Origin of the sequence: Pseudomonas akapageensis, from assembly GCF_011355085.1 — a bacterium.
Lineage (GTDB): Bacteria > Pseudomonadota > Gammaproteobacteria > Pseudomonadales > Pseudomonadaceae > Aquipseudomonas > Aquipseudomonas akapageensis.
On record NZ_VXCP01000071.1, the window covers coordinates 1 to 927 of the forward strand.

Here is a 927-nt window from a genome sequence, read left to right on the forward strand (position 1 = left end):
CCGGCGCACCCTAGGCCCCAGCGCTCCGGGCTCGCAGACCCCGGTGGGTGATTGGGCCGCGCCGGGGCAAGACTAGCCACCGGGAAACACAGGCGCAACAGCGTTCAAGGCGGGTTGATTATGCTTGGGAAATGTCGTTCAAGAAATAAAGAATTTGCCTACAGGTAGACCGCAATCGCGCCGAACCTGTAATCAAATGGACTCGCCCCCGCCGAGGCATCACAGTGCCACGGTGGCGTTCTTAAGAAGCCAACGGCAGCGAGGGCGAGTCCATGAAAAAGCATACGGCGAAACACAACTCCTTGTCTTCAATCGAGCTCTGCGTGAACTTGGCAATTGATCTGGCCAAGCAGGTCTTTCAACTGGCGGGTGATGATGGTCCTGGTCGTGTTATCTACGAAGATCGGATCAAATCCCGTGAAGCGTTTCATGAGTACCTGATCAAGTTGCCTGTGACGGTGACCGTCCTAATGGAGAGTGGGCCTGGAGCGCAAGCCTGGGCCCGGTTGCTCCAGGCAAAAGGGAACCCAGTACGTATCCTGCCAGCCCAGCGGGTGGCCGAGCACCGCAGTGGAGCCAAGAACGATCGCAACGACGCGCATGCCATTCTTCGTGCGGGTCGGGATTCGAGCATCGCAGCGGTGCCGATCAAAAGCACCACGGCGCTGGCGATACAGGCTCTACACCGGGCCCGACGAGGTTATGTCCGGCGGCACACTGCACTGGGCAATCAGGTACGTGGCTTGTTGCTTGAGCACGGTGTAGCCCTGGCGCAAGGCGATGTGGCTATCAATCAAGGTGTGCCGCGGATACTGGAAGACGCCACTCAGCCACTGCCGGATCTGTTGCGAGAACTGATCGATGAATTGCTCGTCGAAAGGCGTTATCTGGGCGAACGCATCGCTGTACTGACAGCCCGGGTGGAAG

The 927-nt window shown here is 58.8% G+C and carries 1 protein-coding gene; it reads left to right on the forward strand.

Going from position 1 to position 927, the window contains the following annotated elements; translation table 11 throughout:
- Positions 1 to 311: 311 nt before the first annotated feature.
- Positions 312 to 927, forward strand: a 616-nt coding sequence (locus tag F2S13_RS28910) for an IS110 family transposase (protein WP_166367298.1), incomplete at its 3' end; no start/stop codon positions are given.